This window comes from uncultured Vibrio sp., assembly GCF_947488985.1.
Lineage (GTDB): Bacteria > Pseudomonadota > Gammaproteobacteria > Enterobacterales > Vibrionaceae > Vibrio.
Genome location: NZ_CANLBV010000030.1, coordinates 21,944 through 43,453, shown reverse-complemented (window position 1 = coordinate 43,453; position 21,510 = coordinate 21,944). Strand labels below are relative to the sequence as shown.

Genomic DNA, 21,510 nt, shown 5'->3' with positions numbered 1-21,510 from the left:
TCGCTACTCGCTACTCGCTACTCGCTACTCGCTACTCGCTACTCGCTACTCGCTACTCGCTACTCGCTACTCGCTACAGCATATCAACGGCTTTTTCTATCGCCGCTACGAGTTTTTCAACATCCTCCATGGTGTTGTAAATACCAAATGAAATTCGCACTGTTCCTTTTACATTGAGCGCATCCATTAATGGGTGAGCGCAATGATGCCCAGCGCGTACCGCAATGCCTTGTTGATCCAGCAGCGTTGCGATGTCTTGGTGGTGAACACCATCCATCACAAAAGTAATCACACTTGCGTTAGTTTGATACCCTAAAATCTGAATATCATCCAGTTTACTGAGCGCAAGATAAGTCTCGTGTTGTAGCTGATGGATATGATTTTCTACATCTTGTTGTGCAAAACCACTTAACCATTCTATTGCGGTGCTTAGTGCTATCGCTCCTGCCACATTTGGTGTGCCTGCTTCGAATTTGCCAGGCAGTTCAGAAAAAGTCGTACCCGAGAAAGAGACGCGTTCGACCATCTTGCCACCGCCATGCCAAGGAGGCATCGCCTCGAGCAATTCAAGCTTACCGTAAAGCACGCCAATCCCCGCTGGAGCGTAGAGCTTGTGCCCAGAGAATACGTAGAAATCAGCGCCTAAAGATGAAACATCTACGGGTTGATGAACGATACCTTGTGCACCATCCACCACCACAATCGCATTCATTTGGTGGGCTTTTTCGATCACTTGCTCTATCGGCTGACGTGAGCCCGTGACGTTGGTTATTTGGGCCAGTGCAACGATCTTGGTTCGTTGATTGAGTAGCGCATCAAACGCAGTGAGGTCAAATTCGCAATCCGATGTCATCGGTACTTTAACGACTTTAGCGCCGGTTTGCTCTGCAACAATTTGCCAAGGCACGATGTTGGCGTGATGCTCCATCTCGCTGACCAAGATCTCATCGCCAGGCTTAAGGGTGCTTCTGGCGTAGGTTTGAGCGATAAGATTGAGCGCTTCGGTAGCACCGCGAGTCCAAATAATCTCTTTTGAAGACGAAGCACCAATAAACTGGGCGACCTTGTCTCTGGCGGCTTCAAATTGGCTGGTAGCATGGGCCGTTAAGCTATGGCTACCACGGTGCACATTGGCATTCTGCTTCGAGTAATATTGGCTAATGGCATCAATGACCACCTGAGGCTTCTGTGTCGTCGCCGCGCTGTCTAAGTAAATCAACGGTTGTTGATTGATGGTTTGGGATAGCGCAGGAAACTGCTCTCGGATGTGATTGATATCAAGCATCTGTTCTTACCTAAATCTTGAAAGTGGGTGCTAGCATGATGCTGAGCGGTCTTGTTATTTTATCGCGACTTGTTAAGTGTTGCTGACGAATATTAATGATCCCAGCGCTTTTCTTGCTCTTTGACTTGAGTAAACAGCTTTTGGTTAACAGGAACCTCTATGCCGTGCTTAAGTGCAGTTTTGATTAGATGGCCGCTAATGAAGTCGACCTCTGTCTTACGCTGATAAAACATATCTTGCTGCATTGAAGAGTAGTTCTCTGCCGTCGCTTGGATGACGTGTTTGACGCTTGCTGCTAATTCCTCGAATGAACAGGCGATCCCTTCGGCTTGCATCACTTCTGTCAGTTCTTGAACTATCGAACCTAACACCCTCTCAAATTGGCGATCAGCAAGTTCGCCATTCTTAATCTGCTTAAGCCCTGTTAGTGGGTTGATGGCACAGTTAATCGCGAGCTTAGTCCAAAGCGCAGTTTTTATTTCAGGGTTCCAGTTTACCTCTGGCAGGGCATGATTGAGGACATCAACTAAAAACGTGCATTGTTGAGCGACTTGGTTAAAAGCACCCAGTTGGGTATGTCCTAACCCTGTATGTGACACATGATTACGGTTGGGTTTAAATGCGGCTTGAGTCGTGGTCGCCAATACAACGGGGTAACCATCTACTTGAGTAGCAATGTTATCGACCGCGCCCATTCCGTTATGCATGAACATCAGAATAGTGTCAGGGTTGAGATGTTTGAGGAGCGGAGTCGTTGCGGCTTCGACCTGCCAAGCCTTGACGGTGAAGATAACCAGATCACTCGCGGCTAATCGTTTGATATTGTTGTTGCTGATAGGGATAGAGGGTTGTCCATCAAGTGATAGCTCAATGGAATGATCGGAAGAACGGCTCCAAAAAGACACATTATGACCCGCTTGAAGCAGTTTTATGGCCCATAAAGAGCCAATAGCCCCAGGCCCAACAATAGTGATATTCACAGCAATACCGAGATAAGAAAGTGATGCAGCAAGGATAGCGAGGCATTAAATGAAAGCAATAAAAAATGGCACCCGAGGGTGCCATTTAGGAAATTTTGTCAGAGGTTCGATTAGAACTTGTACGTCGCTGCGAAGTAGTGCGCTACACCAGATGTTGAGAAGCGACCATCTTCAGGAGCTTTATTATCGAAATAAGCACCGTCTTGTAGGCCATAAACATTGTTGTAAAGTTTTAGGCCGTAACCTACAGCGTAGTTCTTGTAGTGCCAGTAAATACCGTTGTACATTGCACCACCGTGACCTGATAGGTTATCAGCGTCATCATCCATGCCAAATTCGTAATCTAGGTAGCCTTGGTACGAGATGAAAGAACCGTTTTCAAAGTTAACAAATGGTTTGAACCAGTTGGTAGAGATTTGGTAACCGTTCCACTCATGCGATGTTAACTCATGGCGCGCATACAGGTTAAATTGCATTTTGCCAAACCAAGGTACCATGATGTCAGAGCCGATACCCCATTTAGTGGTATAGCCATTATCACCACCATCAATGATATTTTCGCTTGCAATGTAGAGCTCTTGTAACGGGCCAAAAGATAAATCAGCACCTGTCGCTGCATCCAGTGACATACGCGGGTTAAATTTCATAAACAAGCGGTCAGCGCCATCTTTAGCGCTCGTTGAGTTATTCGTCGGGTTAAATAGATCAACATAGCCATAAAGATCGAAGATTCCAGAGCGACCACCAAATTCCATTTCTAGGTAAGTGTGATCAATATCTCCTGGTTTTTCATCAAGCACATGCATGATGTTAAACTGCATCCATGAATAGTCGTTACTACGAACTCCCTCTGAATAATCAGCTGCGATTGTAGGAGCTGAAGTTGCAGCAAGTAGACCAAGAGTTAAAAGTGATTTACGCATAATGGAACTCTCTATGTTTAAAATAAGTGACCCGAAAACTGGTAAGTATTTACGTCGTCCGAATGCAGAGCATAATAGCGATTTTGCTCTCAAATAAAAGTGAGACGGGGTTAAAATTGCAATTATTATTGTGATCACGATCACGCTAATGGTTTTAATTGCGGAACTTTATTATGTTAATGCATATTGATTCATATTTCACTGTATTGATTTTGTGACATTGATGGCTTTTTGGTGTGATTGTTCGATTTGTAATCTAAGCAAACGATTTTACTAAATGAAGAGGTGCGTATAGCCAAATTAACACGGCGGCTTTCTCCGTTTTTTATATTCAAAACGGACTAAATTTGTCGTTTAAATTTCCTTGGCTTGATCTATTTTTGACCGATGTCGTATTGGTGTTGCAATCGTGTGATGAACAATTTTGTCGAGAGTGATAGAGAATATAAGTCTTATTGCTTATCAAATCACACAGACCATCGATAACTGTTTTCTGCACCAGACACTGAGATAGTGTGTTGACCCGCTTCCACTGAATCGGTCGTTTGTGTTGAAGCAGTATGATATTTGGAGAGAGCCAATGAAATACTCACCAGTTTTAGCCGTAGCCATGTCAGCGCTGTTCATTGTCGGCTGTGACGACGATGATGATGCGACCACTCAACTTCAAGCAGTACATGCTTCTCCCGATGCGCCACTCGCGAATGTTTGGGTTAATAGCCAAGCAAGATGGACTGACGTCGATTTTGCTCAAGCATCGGGCTATGCCTCAGTGACCGAAGGGCAAACATTAGTGCAAGTGGATGTGCAACTTCCCGGAGAAGATGTCGCAACCGTGATCCCCCAGAGCCAATTTGATTTAAGCAGCGATACCGATTATACCGTGATGGTCGTTGGTGACGCGGATGGATCCAATAACCCAGTTGAAGCGCTTGTCGTAACACGACCAGCAGCAGGTACTGCAACCAACTCAACCTTAGATGTACAAATTGTTCACGCCGCGACGGGAGTTGGCGATGTGAATTTATATGTTACTGCCCCCAATGAACCATTAGGTACCCCCTTAGATACGTTGGCGTATAAAGATTTTACTGATGTGGTCAATATTCCAGCTGGTCAATATCAGGTGAGATTAGAAACGGTCAGTGGCAGTGCTATCGCTTTTGATTCTGGGGAGATCACTTTGGCAGGCGGAAGCGAGCTAACCATTGCAGCTATACCAAGAGCTGATTCAAACAGTGCATCGCCAGTCAAGTTAATAGTGATGGATGGTAGCGGTTCGTCTTTAATCTACGATATGGCGGAAACCGCGGAAGTGAGAGTGGGGCACTTAGTTGATGGGGCACCCGATGTCGATGTCTATGTGAACTCAGCTCAGTTTGCTCCACTTGATGCTCTTATGTTTAACGAGGTTCGTGGTTTCTTAGACTTAGACGCAGGCAGCTACGACATTGATATTTACGAGACGGCAACGACCTCGCCAACCTTTATCGATGTCGATGGTTTAGCTGTGGCTGCCGGCATGGATTACAGCATTTATGCCGTAGGGACAGTGAGCCCTCTGAGTTTGGAAGCATTAGTGGTTCCTGAAAATCGACGCCCAGTTGCTACTAGTGCTGTGCTGAACATTACTCATGCAGCAGCGAATCCAATTGCTGCTTCGGTTGATATTTACTTGACTGAAAACGCGGGGATCTCGGGAAGCACTCCTGCGTTGAGTGATGTGAAATTCAAAGACTATGCCAATGGTATTTATGTCGCAGCGGGTAACTACTATGTGACGATTACCGTAGCAGGAGATCCATCGACGGTTGCGATTGACTCAGCAGCGGCAATGTTAGCCGATGGTGTGGTCTATCAAGTGGTCGCGATTGATGATTCGATGGGGACAGGCTTTAACTTAATTGTGAGTGAGACAACAGACTGAGTCTCTATGGACAAGGAACCGTGATCAAAAGAGGGTAGCTTATCGCTACCCTCTTGCTATTACTCGTGGTTGTGTTTGGCTTTGTCTAATAAATCGGTGAAAAAGTGGCGTAACGAATAGAGCATGATCAAACTTGGTATCACCATTAACGATGTCAGGACAAAGAAGGTTGACCAATCATTAAGGTAATCGACGAGCTCACCACTGAATGAAGCCAGTGTTGTCCGACCAAAATTACCGAGAGAAGCTAACAGCGCGTATTGTGTCGCCGAGAAGGCTTGCCCGGTTAATATCGTTAGGAAAGAGACGAACGCTACCGTCGAAAAGGCGGTTGTGAAGTTGTCGACAATAATCGTCGCCAAGAACAGCGTTTCACTTGGACCAGCCTGCGCAATCCACGCGAACATTAGATTACTGGCTGCCATCGCAACACCGCCAATCATCAGTCCACGCACAATGCCAAACCTCACATTGAAGACACTGCCCAACAGAGTGAAGAATATGGTCGCACCCCAACCAATCAATTTGGAGTAGTGTCCAATCTGTTCGTTACTAAAACCGATTTCTTTATAAAACGGGATCGACATTCTACCTAAGAAAGCCTCACCTATCTTAAATAGGAATACAAACAGCAGCAGGGTAATGGCGACTTGAACACCGTTACGCTTAAAGAAGTCATAAAATGGCTCTAAAACCGTGACACTGAACCACGCCACGACTTTTGAACCGACCACTTTATTATGACGTTGTAGAGCTTCTTGTTGCAGAGCTTCGCGTTTGGTAACTGGCTCACCAACAAACAGGGTAAACACCATCAAAACGACTACCACGCCGGCCATGCCGTAATACACATCATTCCAACCGATTGAGTCAACATTGATAAAGGCGAGGTAACCCGGCAGGGAATAACCTGTCCACCATCCAACGACCGCCATTGCCGAGGCTTGTGGCAGTTTTGAAGCTTCAGATTTTGGAAATGAATCGATACGGAAAGCGTCAATCGCAATATCTTGGGTCGCCGATGCAATCGCAATGCCTAGGGCAAGCATCGAGGTGAACATCAAGTCATTAGCCGGGTTTACTCTGGCAATGAGCAGCGTACACACGAGGACAAAGCTTTGGCAGAGGAATATCCAACTGCGTCGCTGGCCTAATATTGCATGTAGAATGGGCAATTTGACTCGGTCTACCAATGGTGCCCATAAAAAGTTAATCGCATAAACGGCAAAGACACTGCCAAAATAGCCGATGGCAGCACGCGTTAAACCAGCATCTTTTAGCCAGCCAGACATGTTGGAGCCAATAAGAACCCATGGGAAGCCACTCGAACAACCGAGCATAAACACCCAAAGTAGGCGCTTGTCGAGATAGCTGCGGAAAGTCTGCATCCAAGAGAGAGAGGGAGTGCCAGATGACATAGGGCGTCCTTGTGTAGAAAAACGCCCTTAAGAATTAAGGGCGTGGTATGAGATTACTTAAGAAGGCTCATTTTGGTGATGACGATTGGATCGACGGGGATGTCTGACATACCGTTCATTCGCTTAGTTGGAATGGTTGTCATTTTTTGCACAACGTCGAAGCCTTCGGTTACCTTGCCAAAGACTGCGTAACCAGGGTTACCGCCATTGGCGTTTAAGAAATCGTTGTCTGCATAGTTAATGAAAAACTGACGCGTTGCAGAGTCAGGTGCATTGGTGCGAGCCATCGCAATCGTTGCCGTATCATTTTTTAGACCGTTGCTGCCTTCATTTTTAATTGGGGCATAAGTGGCAAGGCGGTTCATATCTTGATCAAAGCCGCCACCTTGTGCCATGAAACCAGGGATCACTCGGTGAAATTGGCTGCCTTCGTAACTGCCGTCTGCCACGTATTTTAGGAAGTTCTCAGCGCTAACCGGAGCTTGCTCTTGATTTAGCTCAATCGTGAAATTCCCTAGCGTGGTTTCAACATTCACTTTAGGACCTGCCCAAACGCTCACGCTGACCAGCATTAATGCGATAGAAGATAAAATACGACCCATTAGAAGCGTTCCTTCATGTAAGTTTGTAGTTCTTGGTCGTTCGAAATTTCAGTCAAAACCAAGTTAATCACATCGTTAAGTACCATAGAGATCTCTTCATCTGACGCACTTAAGGTACCTGTACGAGTGGCTGTTCCATTGAATGTTTTAACAAGCTTGCCTTCCGGCGTTTCCGCTGTGACTTCAAGCGTTACCTTGCCGTCCATTTGGTTTTCCATGATGCTGTGCTTGACGGTAACCAAGGCTTCTTGAATCTCTAAAACAATCGAATTTTCACTGTTTACGCTTGCTCGGAAACCTTGTGACTCGAACTGTTGCGCCAACGTGTTCTCAAGTGACATACGCATATTTTGTTTAGCGTGAATCGGCTGAATACTTGAACGACCACTATCCACCAATGCAACATACTGAGCTGCACGAACATCTTTACTGGTTAGCGTGTATGTTTTGCCTTGTACAAGGTTGCTTGAGCTTAGTGAAGCTTCTGGCACTACGTTGATCTGCTCTTGTTGAGGGGCAGAACATGCTGTCAAAGCCATAATAGAAGCAGCCAAAATCAGTTTTTTCATTCCTTTATCCTTTCTTAATTCACACCAGAAGCTCGGTATCTTAAATTCTTGTGAAGTCGTCTCTGCTTATTTATTAAAATTTGCAGGCTCTCTTGTTGCTTGTAATATCTCAAATTTTTGATTTAGTTCAAGCGTTTCAACGTTGGCCTCACCAAATAATCTTGCGAGTTTTACATCGTATCCGAGGTGTCGGTTGCCAATAACAATTAATTTGCCTCCATTGCTAAGAACATGCTTTGCATCACAGAACATTTGCCATGCAATGTGGTCCGTAATTGCTTGTTGCTGATGGAACGGAGGGTTACACATCACTAAGTAGGTACTGTTTTTCTTAAAGCCATCTAAGCAGTTGTTGGTAATGAACTGGAAGTTGCCTTCTTCACCAAGGTTATCCTTAATGTTTTGGCGCGCGGATTCCACCGCCATAAAGCTTTCATCGACACAGGTGATACGAGCCTGTGGGTTCAATTGCCCAGCTTTGACACTCAATACACCATTACCGCAGCCAAGATCGATAATATGACGCAGCTCAGGATCTTGAGGGATGTGCTCTAGCATATAGCGAGCGCCTTGATCGAGTGCTTCTCCCGAGTAAACGTTCGGTAAATTTTTCAGGCGGATATCTTCGCCATCTACATCCCACTCAACAAAAGGCTCTACCGTTTGAATTGGCTGACAGTTTGGAGAAGATAGCACCAAACGGTGCTTTTTCTTCGCGAGAGAGGTTTTAGTTTCGCCTAAGTATTTCTCGAAAAGATTGAGCGTTGAGGTGTGAATCTCTTTTACCTTGTTGACACCGATCACTTGGCAGTCTTCAGGCAGCGCTTGACGCAACTGACTCAATTGCCAAATGAGGTGACGATTTGTTTTTGGCAGCTGCATCAGCACCAGATCAATGCCGTGTGGAATGTCATCCATCGTGTTCAGGAAATTGACGCGGTTACTTTGATTACGTTGTAAGTTTTTTAGAGCGCCACGGTGAGAGATAAATGAGTCGCTCATCATAGTGACGTCATGATCTTTGGAGAACCAAGCTGATAGAGCACCAAAGCTATCGTTCATGATCAGAATATGCTTGCCGGGCTCCAGATTCATCTCTTCAACGTGACTAATGATGTATTCGTCACCCGCATCCCAAGCTTGAAGGGTTTCATTTGAACGTTTAGGGAAACGATGTAAGGTCAATGTTCTATCTTGAAAGGTCAGTTCGGTTTTCATAGCTTGAGATACTTATATAAGGATTAACAAAGATATTGTCGCAAAAGCGCGCTAAACAAGATAGAAAAAACTCAAGCAAACTGATGTCGTTTGATAGTAATCACTCAGACAGTATTGCTGTTAGGGTTTATACTCAGCCAGCACTTCACGTTAATACGTTACTAAGGAATCGCAATGCTTCAAGAAGTTATCGAAACAAAATTACACAATGAATTTTCGCCAACTCATTTAAACGTGATCAACGAGAGTTATATGCACAATGTTCCAGCGGGTTCTGAGAGTCATTTCAAAGTGATCGTGGTCAGTGAAGCCTTCGACGGTTTACGACTGATTGCCCGTCATCGTGCGGTCAATAAAACTCTTGCAGAAGAATTAGCGGATAATCTTCACGCGCTGTCGATTCATACTTACACCAAAAGTGAATGGCTCAAGCAGTTAGAGAGTGTGCCAGATAGCCCTATGTGCATGGGGGGAGGCAAGTAATCGCCTGCATACAGAGTGGATCCTCGCTGTTTCGTTGTTGTTGAGCCTGTGAATGTCTCATTTTTCGGGCTCAAGTGTTGGTTGATTTATAGCCATTAAATACCTACAACGAGTAATGTTTTTATTAACAGTGTTTCAACATGCGTCGTAAAATGTCAGTTTGCGACAGAGTATTAATCTCTTGTTTGAAACGCGAATTAACAATTATTTTATCTGTGCGGTTCGTCAAGTTTATGCATATTTAAGTGCCTATATGCTTCAATTCTCGCCAAATAAAGACCTTGTTAAAGACATTGGTCATGGCATCAAGTTGTTAAAAAATGCTAGAATGCCGCACCTGATAAATCTCACGGGATTCCTGTGATGTATTTATTGAGATTATGTTGCGATTTTGGTGTCTCAAATCTACCAAAACCGGACACTGTAATATCGTGTCTAAGGGCGATTTTAAACGTCCTGAATTTACGCAATTAAAAGAATCTTTTTCCCGATAAAGTAGTGCAAGTGCGTATGATTACAATAAAGAAGGGTTTGGATCTTCCTATCGCAGGAACTCCATCCCAGGTGATTAATGATGGTAAGTCCATCACTAAAGTCGCCTTGCTTGGCGAAGAGTACGTTGGTATGCGTCCTACGATGCATGCTCGCGTTGGTGATGAAGTGAAGAAAGGCCAAGTTCTTTTTGCAGATAAAAAGAACCCAGGTGTTGTATTTACTTCTCCAGCAAGCGGTAAAGTTATTGAAGTGAACCGTGGTGCTAAGCGTGTTCTTCAATCCGTAGTGATTGAAGTAGCAGGTAATGAGCAAATCACGTTCAATAGCTATGAAGCTAACCAATTAGCAGGTCTTGACCGTGAAACGGTTAAAACTCAGTTAGTTGAGTCTGGCGCATGGACCGCTTTGCGAACTCGTCCGTTCAGCAAGGTTCCAGCAGTTGATTCTGAAACTCAAGCTATTTTCGTTACTGCTATGGATACGAATCCGCTAGCAGCTGAGCCAGAATTAATCATTAACGAACAGTCTGGTGCGTTCGTTGCTGGTTTAGATCTTCTTTCAGCTCTGACTAACGGTAAAGTGTACGTTTGTAAAAAAGGTACCAGCTTACCTCGTTCAGCTCAGTCTAACGTTGAAGAACATGTCTTTGATGGCCCACACCCTGCAGGTCTTGCAGGCACGCATATGCATTACCTATACCCGGTAAATGCACAAAATGTAGCGTGGAGCATTAACTATCAAGATGTTATCGCATTCGGTAAGCTTTTCCTTACTGGTGAGATTTACTCTGAGCGTGTTGTTTCTCTGGCAGGTCCTGTAGTGAACAACCCACGTCTAGTTCGTACTCAAATTGGTGCTAGCCTTGAAGAGTTAACTGACAGCGAGTTAATGCCAGGTGAAGTTCGTGTGATTTCAGGCTCTGTACTTACGGGTACTGAGGCAACAGGTCCACATGCTTTCCTTGGTCGTTACCATCAGCAAGTTTCTGTTCTACGTGAAGGTCGTGATAAAGAGCTATTCGGCTGGGCTATGCCTGGTAAGAACAAGTTCTCTGTTACTCGTTCATTCCTTGGTCACCTGTTTAAAGGTCAGCTGTTCAACATGACAACGACGACAAACGGTAGTGACCGCTCAATGGTTCCAATCGGTAACTACGAGCGCGTAATGCCTCTAGATATGGAACCTACATTGCTGCTTCGTGATCTATGTGCAGGCGACGTTGATAGTGCTCAAGCACTTGGTGCGCTAGAGCTAGACGAAGAAGATGTAGCATTGTGTACCTTTGTATGTCCAGGTAAGTACGAGTACGGTCAACTACTTCGTGAATGCCTAGATACGATTGAGAAGGAAGGGTAATTTTCATGGGCCTTAAAAAGTTTCTTGAAGACATCGAGCATCATTTTGAGCCAGGTGGTAAACACGAGAAGTGGTTTGCGCTTTACGAAGCAGCAGCGACCGTGTTCTACACACCAGGTCTTATTACAAAGAAAAGCTCGCACGTTCGTGATAGCGTTGATTTAAAACGTATCATGATCATGGTTTGGTTCGCGGTATTCCCAGCAATGTTCTGGGGTATGTACAACGCGGGTGGCCAAGCTATCGCTGCACTTAACCATATGTATGCAGGCGCTGAACTAGCATCTGTTATCGATGGTAACTGGCACTACTGGCTAACCGAAATGCTTGGCGCCTCCTTAGGAGCCGATGCAGGTGTTGGCAGTAAGATGCTACTTGGTGCGACTTACTTCCTACCTATCTACGCAACGGTATTCATCGTTGGTGGTTTCTGGGAAGTTCTGTTCTGTATGGTGCGTAAGCACGAAGTAAACGAAGGTTTCTTTGTTACTTCTATCTTATTCGCGCTGATCGTTCCGCCAACACTTCCTCTATGGCAAGCAGCACTAGGTATTACCTTTGGTGTTGTTGTCGCTAAAGAGATCTTCGGTGGTACGGGTCGTAACTTCCTGAACCCTGCTCTTGCTGGCCGTGCGTTCCTATTCTTTGCATACCCTGCACAGATTTCAGGTGACGTAGTTTGGACTGCTGCAGACGGTTTCTCTGGTGCAACTGCGCTTAGCCAATGGGCTCAAGGCGGCGGTAGCGCACTAATGAACGTAACATCGGGTGAAGCAATCACTTGGATGGATGCATTCATTGGTAACATCCCAGGTTCTATCGGTGAAGTATCGACTCTAGCACTTATGATTGGTGCAGCGATGATCGTTTACATGCGTATCGCTTCATGGCGCATCATTGCTGGTGTAATGATCGGTATGATTGCTGTGTCTACGCTGTTCAACGTGATCGGTTCTGATACTAACGCAATGTTCAGCATGCCTTGGCACTGGCACCTAGTTCTAGGTGGCTTCGCATTCGGTATGTTCTTCATGGCGACTGACCCAGTATCAGCTTCATTTACCAACAAAGGTAAGTGGTGGTACGGCATCCTAATCGGCGCAATGTGTGTAATGATTCGTGTAGTTAACCCTGCATACCCAGAAGGCATGATGCTTGCGATTCTATTCGCAAACCTATTTGCTCCTCTGTTTGACCACGTTGTAATCGAGAAGAACATTAAGCGGAGACTAGCGCGCTATGGCAAGTAATAACGATAGCATTAAAAAGACGCTGTTTGTTGTTATCGCATTGAGCTTAGTGTGCTCAATCATCGTTTCAACAGCTGCAGTTGTTCTTAAACCTAAGCAACAAGCTAACGCGGTTTTGGATCAGCAAACCAAGATCCTTGAAGTGGCGGGCATCGACGTTGCAGGTGACATCCCAGCTCTATACGCAGAGAATATCGAACCTCGTCTAGTGGATTTCGCGACTGGTGATTTCGTTGACGCTGACGCTGCGACATATGACCAACGTAAAGCGGCAAAAGATCCAGCTCAGTCAATCAAGCTTTCTGCTGAAGATGACATTGCTAAGATCCTTCGTCGTGCTAACACGGGTACGGTATACCTTGTGAAAGATGGCGCTGAAACTTCTAAAGTTATCATCCCTGTTCACGGTAACGGTCTATGGTCAATGATGTACGCATTCGTTGCGGTAGAAACGGATGGCAACACTGTTTCTGGTATCACTTACTACGAGCAAGGTGAAACTCCTGGACTTGGTGGTGAAGTTGAGAGCCCAACTTGGCGCGCTCAATTCGTTGGTAAGAAATTATTCGACGAAAATCACAAACCAGCTATTCAGGTTGTTAAAGGTGGCGCTCCTCAAGGTTCTGAGCACGGTGTAGATGGCCTTTCTGGTGCAACACTGACTAGCGTTGGTGTTCAACATACATTTGACTTCTGGTTAGGTGATATGGGCTTTGGTCCGTTCCTAGCAAAAGTTCGTGACGGAGGTCTGAACTAATGTCTAGTGCAAAAGAAATTAAAAAGAGCATCTTAGCGCCGGTGTTGGACAACAACCCAATCGCGCTACAGGTTCTTGGTGTGTGTTCTGCTCTTGCGGTAACCACTAAGCTAGAAACAGCATTTGTTATGACTATCGCGGTAATGTTCGTTACTGCTCTGTCTAACTTCTTCGTTTCTTTGATCCGTAACCACATTCCTAACAGTGTGCGTATCATCGTTCAGATGGCAATCATCGCATCATTAGTAATCGTGGTAGACCAAGTGCTAAAAGCATACCTATACGATATCTCTAAGCAGCTATCTGTATTCGTAGGCCTAATCATTACTAACTGTATTGTAATGGGTCGTGCTGAAGCATTCGCAATGAAGTCTGCGCCAATCCCATCTCTAATCGATGGTCTTGGTAATGGTCTTGGTTACGGTTTCGTTCTTATCACTGTTGGTTTCTTCCGTGAGCTTCTAGGCTCTGGCAAACTATTTGGTATGGAAGTACTACCTCTAGTGAGCAACGGTGGTTGGTATCAGCCAAACGGCTTGATGCTTCTAGCACCTTCTGCATTCTTCCTAATTGGTTTCTTGATTTGGGCAATTCGTGTGTTCAAACCAGAACAAGTAGAAGCGAAGGGGTAAGGTAGTCATGGAACATTATATTAGTCTGCTCGTTAAATCGATTTTCATCGAAAACATGGCGCTTTCTTTCTTCCTAGGTATGTGTACATTCCTAGCGGTATCGAAGAAAGTTAAAACTTCTTTTGGTCTTGGTGTAGCGGTCGTTGTAGTACTTACAATCGCTGTTCCTGTAAACAACCTTGTTTACACACACATCCTAAAAGAAAATGCACTTGTTGCCGGTGTCGATTTAAGTTTCCTTAACTTCATCGCATTCATCGGTGTTATCGCGGCACTTGTACAAATCCTAGAGATGGTTCTAGACCGTTTCTTCCCACCTTTGTACAACGCACTAGGTATCTTCCTGCCACTGATCACAGTTAACTGTGCCATCTTTGGTGGTGTATCTTTCATGGTAACTCGTGACTACAACTTTGCTGAGTCTGTTGTTTACGGCTTCGGTTCTGGTGTGGGTTGGATGCTAGCTATCGTTGCTCTTGCGGGTATCCGTGAGAAAATGAAGTACTCTGACGTACCTCCTGGTCTTCGTGGCCTTGGTATCACGTTCATTACTGTTGGTCTGATGGCGTTAGGCTTTATGTCTTTCTCTGGTGTTCAACTGTAGGGTAAGCACCCAGTAATAAGGAATAACAAATGTTTAGTATTATTCTTGGCGTAGCGATGTTTACCATTATTGTACTGGCTCTAGTACTAGTGATTCTTTTCGCTAAGTCTAAGTTAGTACCATCAGGTGATATCACTATTTCAGTAAACGGTGACCCTGAAAAGGCGATCGTTACTCAACCTGGTAGCAAGCTACTTGGTGCCCTAGCTGGCGCTGGTATCTTCGTATCTTCTGCTTGTGGTGGCGGTGGCTCTTGTGGTCAGTGTCGTGTAAAAGTTAAGTCTGGTGGTGGCGACATCCTTCCAACTGAACTTGATCACATCACAAAAGGTGAAGCTCGCGAAGGCGAACGTCTTGCATGTCAAGTTGCTATGAAAACGGACATGGAGATTGAACTAGACGAAGATATCTTTGGTGTTAAGAAGTGGGAATGTACTGTTATCTCGAATAACAACGAAGCGACTTTCATCAAAGAGCTGGCTCTAGCTATCCCTGAAGGTGAAGAAGTTCCGTTCCGCGCGGGTGGTTACATTCAGATTGAAGCTGAACCACATCACGTGAAATACGCAGATTACGATATTCCTGAGGAATACCGTGGTGACTGGGATAAGTTCAACTTGTTCCGTTACGAGTCTATCGTTAAAGAGCATTCGATCCGTGCTTACTCTATGGCTTCATACCCAGAAGAGAAAGGCATCATCAAGCTTAACGTGCGTATCGCAACTCCGCCGCCAAACAACCCTGATGTAGCTCCTGGTGTGATGTCTTCATACATCTGGTCTCTTAAAGAAGGCGACAAATGTACTATTTCTGGTCCATTTGGTGAGTTCTTTGCTAAAGACACAGACAATGAAATGGTCTTCATCGGTGGTGGTGCAGGTATGGCGCCAATGCGTTCACATATCTTCGACCAACTTAAGCGTCTTAACTCTACTCGTAAGATGTCTTACTGGTATGGTGCACGTTCTAAGCGTGAGATGTTCTACATTGAAGACTTCGATGGCCTAGCGGCTGCAAACGAGAACTTCGTGTGGCACTGCGCACTGTCTGATCCTCAACCTGAGGACAACTGGGACGGTTACACTGGCTTCATCCATAACGTATTGTACGAAAACTACCTGAAGGATCACGAAGCTCCTGAAGACTGTGAGTACTACATGTGTGGTCCACCAATGATGAACGCGGCTGTTATCGGCATGCTGAAAGATCTTGGTGTAGAAGATGAAAACATCCTACTCGATGACTTCGGTGGTTAATTCACTTAAGTAATTGATATTATGGCTGACTCTCGCGAGTCAGCCATTTGTTTTTCTAAGACTATTTTTAAAAACATAGCGATTTATATAAGAAAGAGTAGGGCATTCAAAGAGCGATTTTTACTCTTATTTTTCCTTATATAAATCCTCAACTTTAGACAGGAGTAAACAAGTGAGAATTTGGCTTGTTGCATTAACTTCTTTGATTTTTCTTGCGGGCTGCGAGCAACCAAGAGAGCAAGTGCATTTAAGTGGCCCAACAATGGGTACCAGTTACAACATTAAATATATCAAAGGTGATCAATTTCCTGAGTCTAATGAAATTCATACCGAGATCGATCGTTTGCTTGAGCAAGTCAATGATCAAATGTCGACCTATCGCGAAGGTTCAGAGCTGAGCCGCTTCAACCAGCATAAAGGCTCGGACGCATTCGAAGTCTCTGAACAAACTGCGACTGTTGTGAAAGAAGCGATTCGTTTGAACGGTCTTACTGAAGGTGCGTTAGATGTTACGGTTGGTCCATTAGTTAACCTTTGGGGGTTTGGTCCTGAAGCGCGTCCAGAAGTGGTCCCTACAGACGAAGATCTTGCTGCTCGTAGAGCGAAGGTCGGCATTCATCATCTAAGCATTGAAGGTAACAAACTCACCAAGGATCTACCTAACTTATATGTCGACCTGTCAACCATTGCAAAAGGTTGGGGTGTTGATGTAGTTGCCGATTATCTCGATTCTATCGGTATTCACAACTACATGGTTGAGGTTGGCGGTGAAATCCGTTTGAAAGGCCTAAACCGCGACAATGTAGGTTGGCGTATTGCGATTGAGAAGCCAACGGTTGAAGAGCGCACTATTCAAGAGATCATTGAACCTGGAGATATGGCGATAGCAACATCGGGTGATTACCGCAACTATTTTGAGCACGATGGTGTCCGTTACTCACATATCATCAACCCGGAAACGGGCAAACCCATTCATCATAAAGTGGTTTCAGTGACGGTTTTAAACCCATCCTCAATGACTGCAGACGGCTTATCTACTGGCCTTATGGTGTTAGGTGAGGTAAAAGGAATAGAAGTCGCAAACCAACATGGTATCCCAGCATTTATGGTGGTAAAAACAGCAGATGGTTTTGATGAGATTGCTTCTGAAGCATTCAAGCCATACTTAGGTAAATAAGGCAAGCGAGAGAATTATGAATACATTTCTGATTACATTTGGTGTTTTTCTAGCCGTCATTGCAGCTATGTCGATTGGCTATATCATCCAAAAGAAAGTGGTGAAAGGTAGCTGTGGCGGATTGGGTGCTGTGGGTATTGATAAAGTATGTAACTGCCCAGAACCTTGTGACGCGCGTAAAAAGCGCGAAGCTCGTGAAGCTTACCGTGAAGAGAAACTGGCTGAACGTCAGCAAAAAGAAGCGGCTTGGAACAAAGATCGTATCGCGTAATTGGTCACCGCGAGTAATTAGTCACCGTGATTAGGGGGAGATTCACTACCCCCTTAAATGAAAAGCTCAAGATTTTCGTCTTGAGCTTTTTGGGTTTTAGAGCCTTTTGTTAAAACTTGCTCACGCAGTTGATTATCGAACATTCCGGTAAGAACAATGATTTTTTGTTGGTAGCCTAAGACGAGATCAATGATTTCACCGTCTTGTCCATTAGGCAAGCAGTAGTCTAAGACGGTACACAAGAAATCCGTCTCTTGCTCTAGTATGGCTCTCGCCTTAGGTATAGATTCAGCAAGCGCTACCTCATAGCCACTATTTTTCAGTTGTTGGTACAGGTAGTTGCGAAATGCACGGCTATCCTCCACCACTAGTATTTTTTCACTCAAAAGCTAGCCCTACTTATAGACCAAATACTCGTTCACGATAGTAACAGAGGAGTAAATCGTTGTTGAAGAGTAAACCTTTAAGCTGGACTCTAGATCATTTTTAATCCGATAATAATTGATTTATACTGTTTATTGATACAGTTGTAGGGTTAGGTTATTACTCGATGTCTAGTGGGTGTGAAGAGAAAATAAGAAAGATAATCCATGTCGATATGGATTGTTTTTACGCGGCTGTAGAAATGCGTGACAACCCTGCCTACCGAAATCGACCACTGGCCGTTGGCGGGCATGAAAAGCAGCGTGGTGTTCTGAGTACCTGTAATTACGAAGCACGCAAGTTTGGTATTCGCTCGGCAATGCCGACTGGGAAAGCACTTCAATTATGTCCTAATCTATTGGTTGTGCCGGGAAGAATGTCGGTCTATGTCGAGATCTCTAAAAAGATCCGTGAAATATTCTCTCGATACACATCAATCATTGAACCACTTTCCTTGGATGAAGCTTTCCTTGATGTCACCGATTCTAAGCAGTGTCATGGTTCGGCCACTTTGATTGCCGAGTCGATTCGCCGTGATATTTGGAATGAACTGAATCTGACCGCTTCTGCAGGTATTGCGCCGATTAAATTCTTGGCGAAAGTGGCCTCGGATCTGAATAAGCCCAATGGTCAGTTTGTTATCCCTCCACAGGATGTTCAGGCGGTGATCGATGAATTACCACTCGAAAAAATCCCTGGTGTCGGTAAGGTGAGCATCGAAAAACTGCAACTGGCTGGTTTTTTTACCTGTAAGGATATCAAAGAAGCAGACTATCGAGAGTTGCTGTTGAAATTTGGGCGTCAGGGAGCATCACTTTGGAAGCGTAGCCATGGCATTGATGAAAGGGAGGTGATCGTTGAGCGAGAGCGTAAATCGGTAGGAGTCGAGCGCACCTTTACTCAAAATATATCAACCTATGCTGAGTGTTGGCAGGTGATAGAAGACAAACTGTTTCCTGAGCTTGAAACTCGCCTAGAAAAAGCCAGCCCGAGTAAGGCGATCATCAAGCAAGGTATTAAGCTTAAGTTTGCCGACTTTCAACAAACCACCATTGAACACATACATGCTTCGCTTGATCGCGATCACTTCAAAGAGCTCTTGAGCGAAATACTAAAAAGGCAGCAAGGACGAGAAATACGGTTACTCGGTTTAAGCGTAATGCTGCAACCCAAAGATCAGATGCGTCAGTTGAGCTTCTTTTAAGGAAAGGTTTGGCAGCTTAGGTTTAGAAGTATTGTTGTTTGAGTGCCGACTAGACTTCACGGCCTAGTCGGTTTTTTCAACAAACCAAGACGATGATTACCTAGGAAGCTGTTCAACTCGCGCTAAGGTGTCACTGAAGGGGTGCTGTTCTAACTTCCCGTAACCGACCATTTTACTGGCTTTAAGTTTGGTTGAAAGCGGGGTGGCGATTCCGCATAGAAAGCGGGTGATGGCCTCATCGGTAATCAGTTGCTGGTTGCTGGAGATGAACTCATGAATCCAGGCCATCACGGTTTCATCATCAACAGGCTCAACATCAACGGTTGGTAAGGTTGCTACTTGACCGCGACATACTGAACAGTGGCCACACTTGGTTGGCGCTTTATCATCGGCAAAGTAACTTGCAAGACGTGAGCTTAAGCAGGTGTCCGCTTCAAAGAAGTTCAGCATCTGATTAAGGCGATTGATTTCACTATTCTCTTTTGCCTTAAACAACTCCGTTAATCGTTCAGATAACTGCATCATTTCTTCAGAGGTACTGTGAATTGCGTAGACATCTGTGATCTGTTTGCTTTCGAGCTCAATCCAACCTTGTTCATTAAAGTAATCAATAGCGGCAATCACACGCTGGCGGTCCGCTTGGAAGTGTGTCCAAAGCGCTTCGAAATCAACTTGGCACCAGACTCTTGCTTGTGGTGAGCATTGAAAGATAGCTTCAACAAAGTTACGACGTTCTCCTTGGAACTGCTCGCAGATCTGCTGTTTAGGGCGAATGAACTTAAATTTGTAGTCTGCGAAGTAGCTGTACTTCGGCTCAATCACCCCTTCAATTTCGAGGTAAACCAGCAGTGTTTTAAGCGGTAGCTGACGAATGTTGGATTCACGCGAGAGCTGATTAAGCATGATCTCCCATTGATTCGAACCCGAAGCATTAATGTTTCGGTTTTCGTAGATCTCTTTCAATACTGCCTGGATCGATATGTTGTCTGGCGTATCGCCAAAGACGAAGTTCTCTAGTGTGCTCAAGCCGTGTTTATTCGCTAGCAATATACACTCAGAAGCTTGTCCGTCTCGTCCTGCTCTACCTATTTCTTGAGAGTAGTTTTCTATCGATTTTGGTAAGTCAAAGTGAATCACTCGGCGAATATTCGACTTGTCGACACCCATACCAAATGCAATCGTTGCCACGATACAGTTGATGTCATCACTCATGAATTGATGTTGGATGGCGTCTCTGTTTTCTGGCTTAAGACCGGCATGATAAGCCACAGCATTAACACCAGCATTCCGAAGGTGCTGAGCGACCATCTCTGCTGTTTGTTGAAGAGTGACATACACAATAGTCGGAGCGAGAGAAGCTTGGTTGACGACATTGCACAAGGTTTCTAGTTTGCTGGCTTGGTTGCAAGGTTGAATTGAAAGGTCTAGGTTTTGACGATAAAAACCTGTCACTACAACACGCTCTTCATTGATATCAAACTTAGACTTCATATCTTGGATAACAGATGTCGTCGCGGTTGCCGTGAGCAATAGTACTTGAGGAATATTCAGTTGTTTTTGGTATTGAGGTAGTTTTAGGTAGTCAGGTCTGAAGTTGTGACCCCATTCCGAGATGCAGTGCGCTTCATCGACCACTAACAGAGAAATCGGTACTTGAGAGATGAACTGACGAAAGCGTTCGTTCTTCAAGCGTTCAACCGAGATCATTAGAATTTTTGTGTCACCGTTGCGCACCGACTGCATCACCTGCTGGGTGGTTTGTCGGTCTTGGCTTGATTCTATCGCGGCCGCGCTGATGCCCTTGTTGTGCAAAAAGCTGAGTTGATCTTTCATTAAAGCTAATAGCGGCGATATCACTAATGTTAAGTGTGGTAGCGCTAGTGCTGGCAATTGATAGCAAAGGGATTTGCCTGAGCCTGTCGGAAATATCGCGGCAGTCGAGTGGCCAGATAGAACATTATCAATGACTTGTTTTTGTCCGTGACGCAGTGAATCGAATCCGAATACTTGTTTTAGCTTCTGCTCAATCATGTGTTCTACCTGAATTAATAAGTGTGTTATTGATGCTAAAGCGGGCGACTATTGGTGATAGCGTCGCTTGATGAATCAAATGTCTTGCACCTGATTGTACCTAATTCTATTCTGTAGCTCCTATAGAAAAGCACCTCAATAGTATGAATAAGTCTGAACTGCGCCAAATAATTTTAGAGCACCTCGAATCCCGATTACACATTGCACAGTCTGCGACTCAGCGTGCCATCGACGCTGCGACGGATGAAGAGACAGTGCCTGAGCATAAGTACGATACATTGGCGCTAGAAGCGTCGTATCTCGCGCATGGGCAAGCGGTGAGAGTGCAAGAGTGTGAAGACGATATTCAGTGTTACCGAAACCTTGTATTGCGAGATAGCGAAAAAATTACGGTGAGCAGCTATGTGGTGGTGATTGACGAGCATGATCACTATAAACACTTTTTTATGGGGCCGAGCGTCGGGGGGCTTTCTGTATCGTGGAATGACAACGAAGTTGCTATCGTGACGGCAAATGCCCCTTTTGGTCAGGCGCTAATGGGTAAAGAACTCGGTGATGAAATTGAATTTAAAGTCGCAGATAAACAGTTTTGCTATGAAGTCATTTCTGTTGATTGAATAGTTGAACCATCTTCCCTGACAAAGAAGCA

The 21,510-nt window shown here is 44.9% G+C and carries 20 protein-coding genes and 1 pseudogene; 12 read left to right on the top strand and 9 right to left on the bottom strand.

Annotated elements, in window-relative coordinates; all coding sequences use genetic code 11:
• Positions 1-73 precede the first annotated feature (73 nt).
• The 3 genes from csdA to Q1A70_RS09240 all read right to left on the bottom strand — a co-directional run bounded on the left by csdA (position 74) and on the right by Q1A70_RS09240 (position 3,188).
• A complete protein-coding gene (gene csdA / locus Q1A70_RS09250) occupies positions 74-1,285 on the bottom strand; it encodes a cysteine desulfurase CsdA (protein ID WP_299689480.1) in 1,212 nt (403 codons plus the stop codon).
• Positions 1,286-1,377: 92 nt separating this feature from the next.
• Positions 1,378-2,265, bottom strand: a complete 888-nt coding sequence (panE, locus tag Q1A70_RS09245; protein ID WP_299689483.1) for a 2-dehydropantoate 2-reductase — start codon at positions 2,263-2,265, stop codon at positions 1,378-1,380.
• A 110-nt stretch (positions 2,266-2,375) separates the two neighbouring features.
• Positions 2,376-3,188, bottom strand: coding sequence for an outer membrane protein OmpK (locus tag Q1A70_RS09240; RefSeq protein WP_299689486.1), 813 nt, complete (start codon positions 3,186-3,188; stop codon positions 2,376-2,378).
• Between the two features lie 580 nt (positions 3,189-3,768).
• Here Q1A70_RS09240 and Q1A70_RS09235 point away from each other — a divergent pair.
• Positions 3,769-5,115, top strand: coding sequence for a DUF4397 domain-containing protein (locus Q1A70_RS09235; RefSeq protein WP_299689489.1), 1,347 nt, complete (start codon positions 3,769-3,771; stop codon positions 5,113-5,115).
• Between the two features lie 59 nt (positions 5,116-5,174).
• On the opposite strand, the gene Q1A70_RS09230 is transcribed toward Q1A70_RS09235, so the two are convergent.
• The 4 genes from Q1A70_RS09230 to Q1A70_RS09215 all read right to left on the bottom strand — a co-directional run bounded on the left by Q1A70_RS09230 (position 5,175) and on the right by Q1A70_RS09215 (position 8,922).
• Positions 5,175-6,533 carry an MFS transporter gene (locus Q1A70_RS09230; RefSeq protein WP_299689492.1) on the bottom strand — a complete coding sequence of 453 codons (1,359 nt, stop codon included), beginning with the start codon at positions 6,531-6,533 and terminating at the stop codon, positions 5,175-5,177.
• 53 nt (positions 6,534-6,586) lie between these two features.
• Positions 6,587-7,135, bottom strand: a complete 549-nt coding sequence (locus tag Q1A70_RS09225; protein ID WP_299689495.1) for a peptidylprolyl isomerase — start codon at positions 7,133-7,135, stop codon at positions 6,587-6,589.
• The gene (locus Q1A70_RS09220) at positions 7,135-7,704 is read right to left on the bottom strand and encodes a YajG family lipoprotein (RefSeq protein ID WP_299689498.1); all 570 of its coding nucleotides are present in this window, start codon (positions 7,702-7,704) and stop codon (positions 7,135-7,137) included. The genes Q1A70_RS09225 and Q1A70_RS09220 overlap by 1 nt, the downstream gene beginning before the upstream one ends.
• Before the next feature lie 66 nt (positions 7,705-7,770).
• Entirely contained in the window at positions 7,771-8,922 is a 1,152-nt protein-coding gene (locus tag Q1A70_RS09215; RefSeq protein ID WP_299689501.1) for a methyltransferase, read from the bottom strand.
• Between the two features lie 174 nt (positions 8,923-9,096).
• On the opposite strand from Q1A70_RS09215, the gene Q1A70_RS09210 reads away from it, so the two are divergent.
• From Q1A70_RS09210 to nqrM, 9 genes are all read left to right on the top strand, one after another.
• Positions 9,097-9,405, top strand: coding sequence for a BolA/IbaG family iron-sulfur metabolism protein (locus Q1A70_RS09210; RefSeq protein ID WP_299689504.1), 309 nt, complete (start codon positions 9,097-9,099; stop codon positions 9,403-9,405).
• A 510-nt stretch (positions 9,406-9,915) separates the two neighbouring features.
• Positions 9,916-11,256 (top strand): Na(+)-translocating NADH-quinone reductase subunit A, encoded by a 1,341-nt coding sequence (locus tag Q1A70_RS09205; protein WP_299689509.1) that lies wholly within the window; start codon positions 9,916-9,918, stop codon positions 11,254-11,256.
• A 5-nt stretch (positions 11,257-11,261) separates the two neighbouring features.
• Positions 11,262-12,506 (top strand): NADH:ubiquinone reductase (Na(+)-transporting) subunit B, encoded by a 1,245-nt coding sequence (locus Q1A70_RS09200; protein ID WP_048669180.1) that lies wholly within the window; start codon positions 11,262-11,264, stop codon positions 12,504-12,506.
• Positions 12,496-13,263 carry a Na(+)-translocating NADH-quinone reductase subunit C gene (locus Q1A70_RS09195; protein WP_299689518.1) on the top strand — a complete coding sequence of 256 codons (768 nt, stop codon included), beginning with the start codon at positions 12,496-12,498 and terminating at the stop codon, positions 13,261-13,263. The genes Q1A70_RS09200 and Q1A70_RS09195 overlap by 11 nt, the downstream gene beginning before the upstream one ends.
• On the top strand, positions 13,263-13,895 hold the full coding sequence (locus Q1A70_RS09190; RefSeq protein ID WP_008223083.1) for an NADH:ubiquinone reductase (Na(+)-transporting) subunit D: 633 nt from the start codon (positions 13,263-13,265) through the stop codon (positions 13,893-13,895). The genes Q1A70_RS09195 and Q1A70_RS09190 overlap by 1 nt, the downstream gene beginning before the upstream one ends.
• A 7-nt stretch (positions 13,896-13,902) precedes the next feature.
• Positions 13,903-14,499 (top strand): NADH:ubiquinone reductase (Na(+)-transporting) subunit E, encoded by a 597-nt coding sequence (gene nqrE, locus Q1A70_RS09185; RefSeq protein ID WP_004735211.1) that lies wholly within the window; start codon positions 13,903-13,905, stop codon positions 14,497-14,499.
• 29 nt (positions 14,500-14,528) lie between these two features.
• The gene (gene nqrF / locus Q1A70_RS09180) at positions 14,529-15,755 is read left to right on the top strand and encodes an NADH:ubiquinone reductase (Na(+)-transporting) subunit F (protein ID WP_081231180.1); all 1,227 of its coding nucleotides are present in this window, start codon (positions 14,529-14,531) and stop codon (positions 15,753-15,755) included.
• A gap of 172 nt (positions 15,756-15,927) precedes the next feature.
• Positions 15,928-16,932, top strand: coding sequence for an FAD:protein FMN transferase (locus tag Q1A70_RS09175; protein ID WP_299689534.1), 1,005 nt, complete (start codon positions 15,928-15,930; stop codon positions 16,930-16,932).
• A 16-nt stretch (positions 16,933-16,948) separates the two neighbouring features.
• A complete protein-coding gene (gene nqrM, locus Q1A70_RS09170; protein ID WP_239832005.1) occupies positions 16,949-17,203 on the top strand; it encodes a (Na+)-NQR maturation NqrM in 255 nt (84 codons plus the stop codon).
• Positions 17,204-17,304: 101 nt separating this feature from the next.
• Here nqrM and Q1A70_RS09165 read toward each other — a convergent pair.
• Positions 17,305-17,589: pseudogene (locus Q1A70_RS09165) on the bottom strand (response regulator); the annotation flags it as partial.
• Positions 17,590-17,753: 164 nt separating this feature from the next.
• Between Q1A70_RS09165 and dinB the strand changes: the two are divergent.
• On the top strand, positions 17,754-18,830 hold the full coding sequence (gene dinB, locus Q1A70_RS09160) for a DNA polymerase IV (RefSeq protein WP_299689543.1): 1,077 nt from the start codon (positions 17,754-17,756) through the stop codon (positions 18,828-18,830).
• Positions 18,831-18,926: 96 nt separating this feature from the next.
• Here dinB and Q1A70_RS09155 read toward each other — a convergent pair whose 3' ends face one another.
• Positions 18,927-20,861 carry a RecQ family ATP-dependent DNA helicase gene (locus Q1A70_RS09155; protein ID WP_299689546.1) on the bottom strand — a complete coding sequence of 645 codons (1,935 nt, stop codon included), beginning with the start codon at positions 20,859-20,861 and terminating at the stop codon, positions 18,927-18,929.
• Between the two features lie 143 nt (positions 20,862-21,004).
• Here Q1A70_RS09155 and Q1A70_RS09150 point away from each other — a divergent pair, with 143 nt between their 5' ends.
• Positions 21,005-21,478 (top strand): GreA/GreB family elongation factor, encoded by a 474-nt coding sequence (locus tag Q1A70_RS09150; RefSeq protein WP_299689549.1) that lies wholly within the window; start codon positions 21,005-21,007, stop codon positions 21,476-21,478.
• The last annotated feature ends 32 nt before the right edge of the window (positions 21,479-21,510 follow it).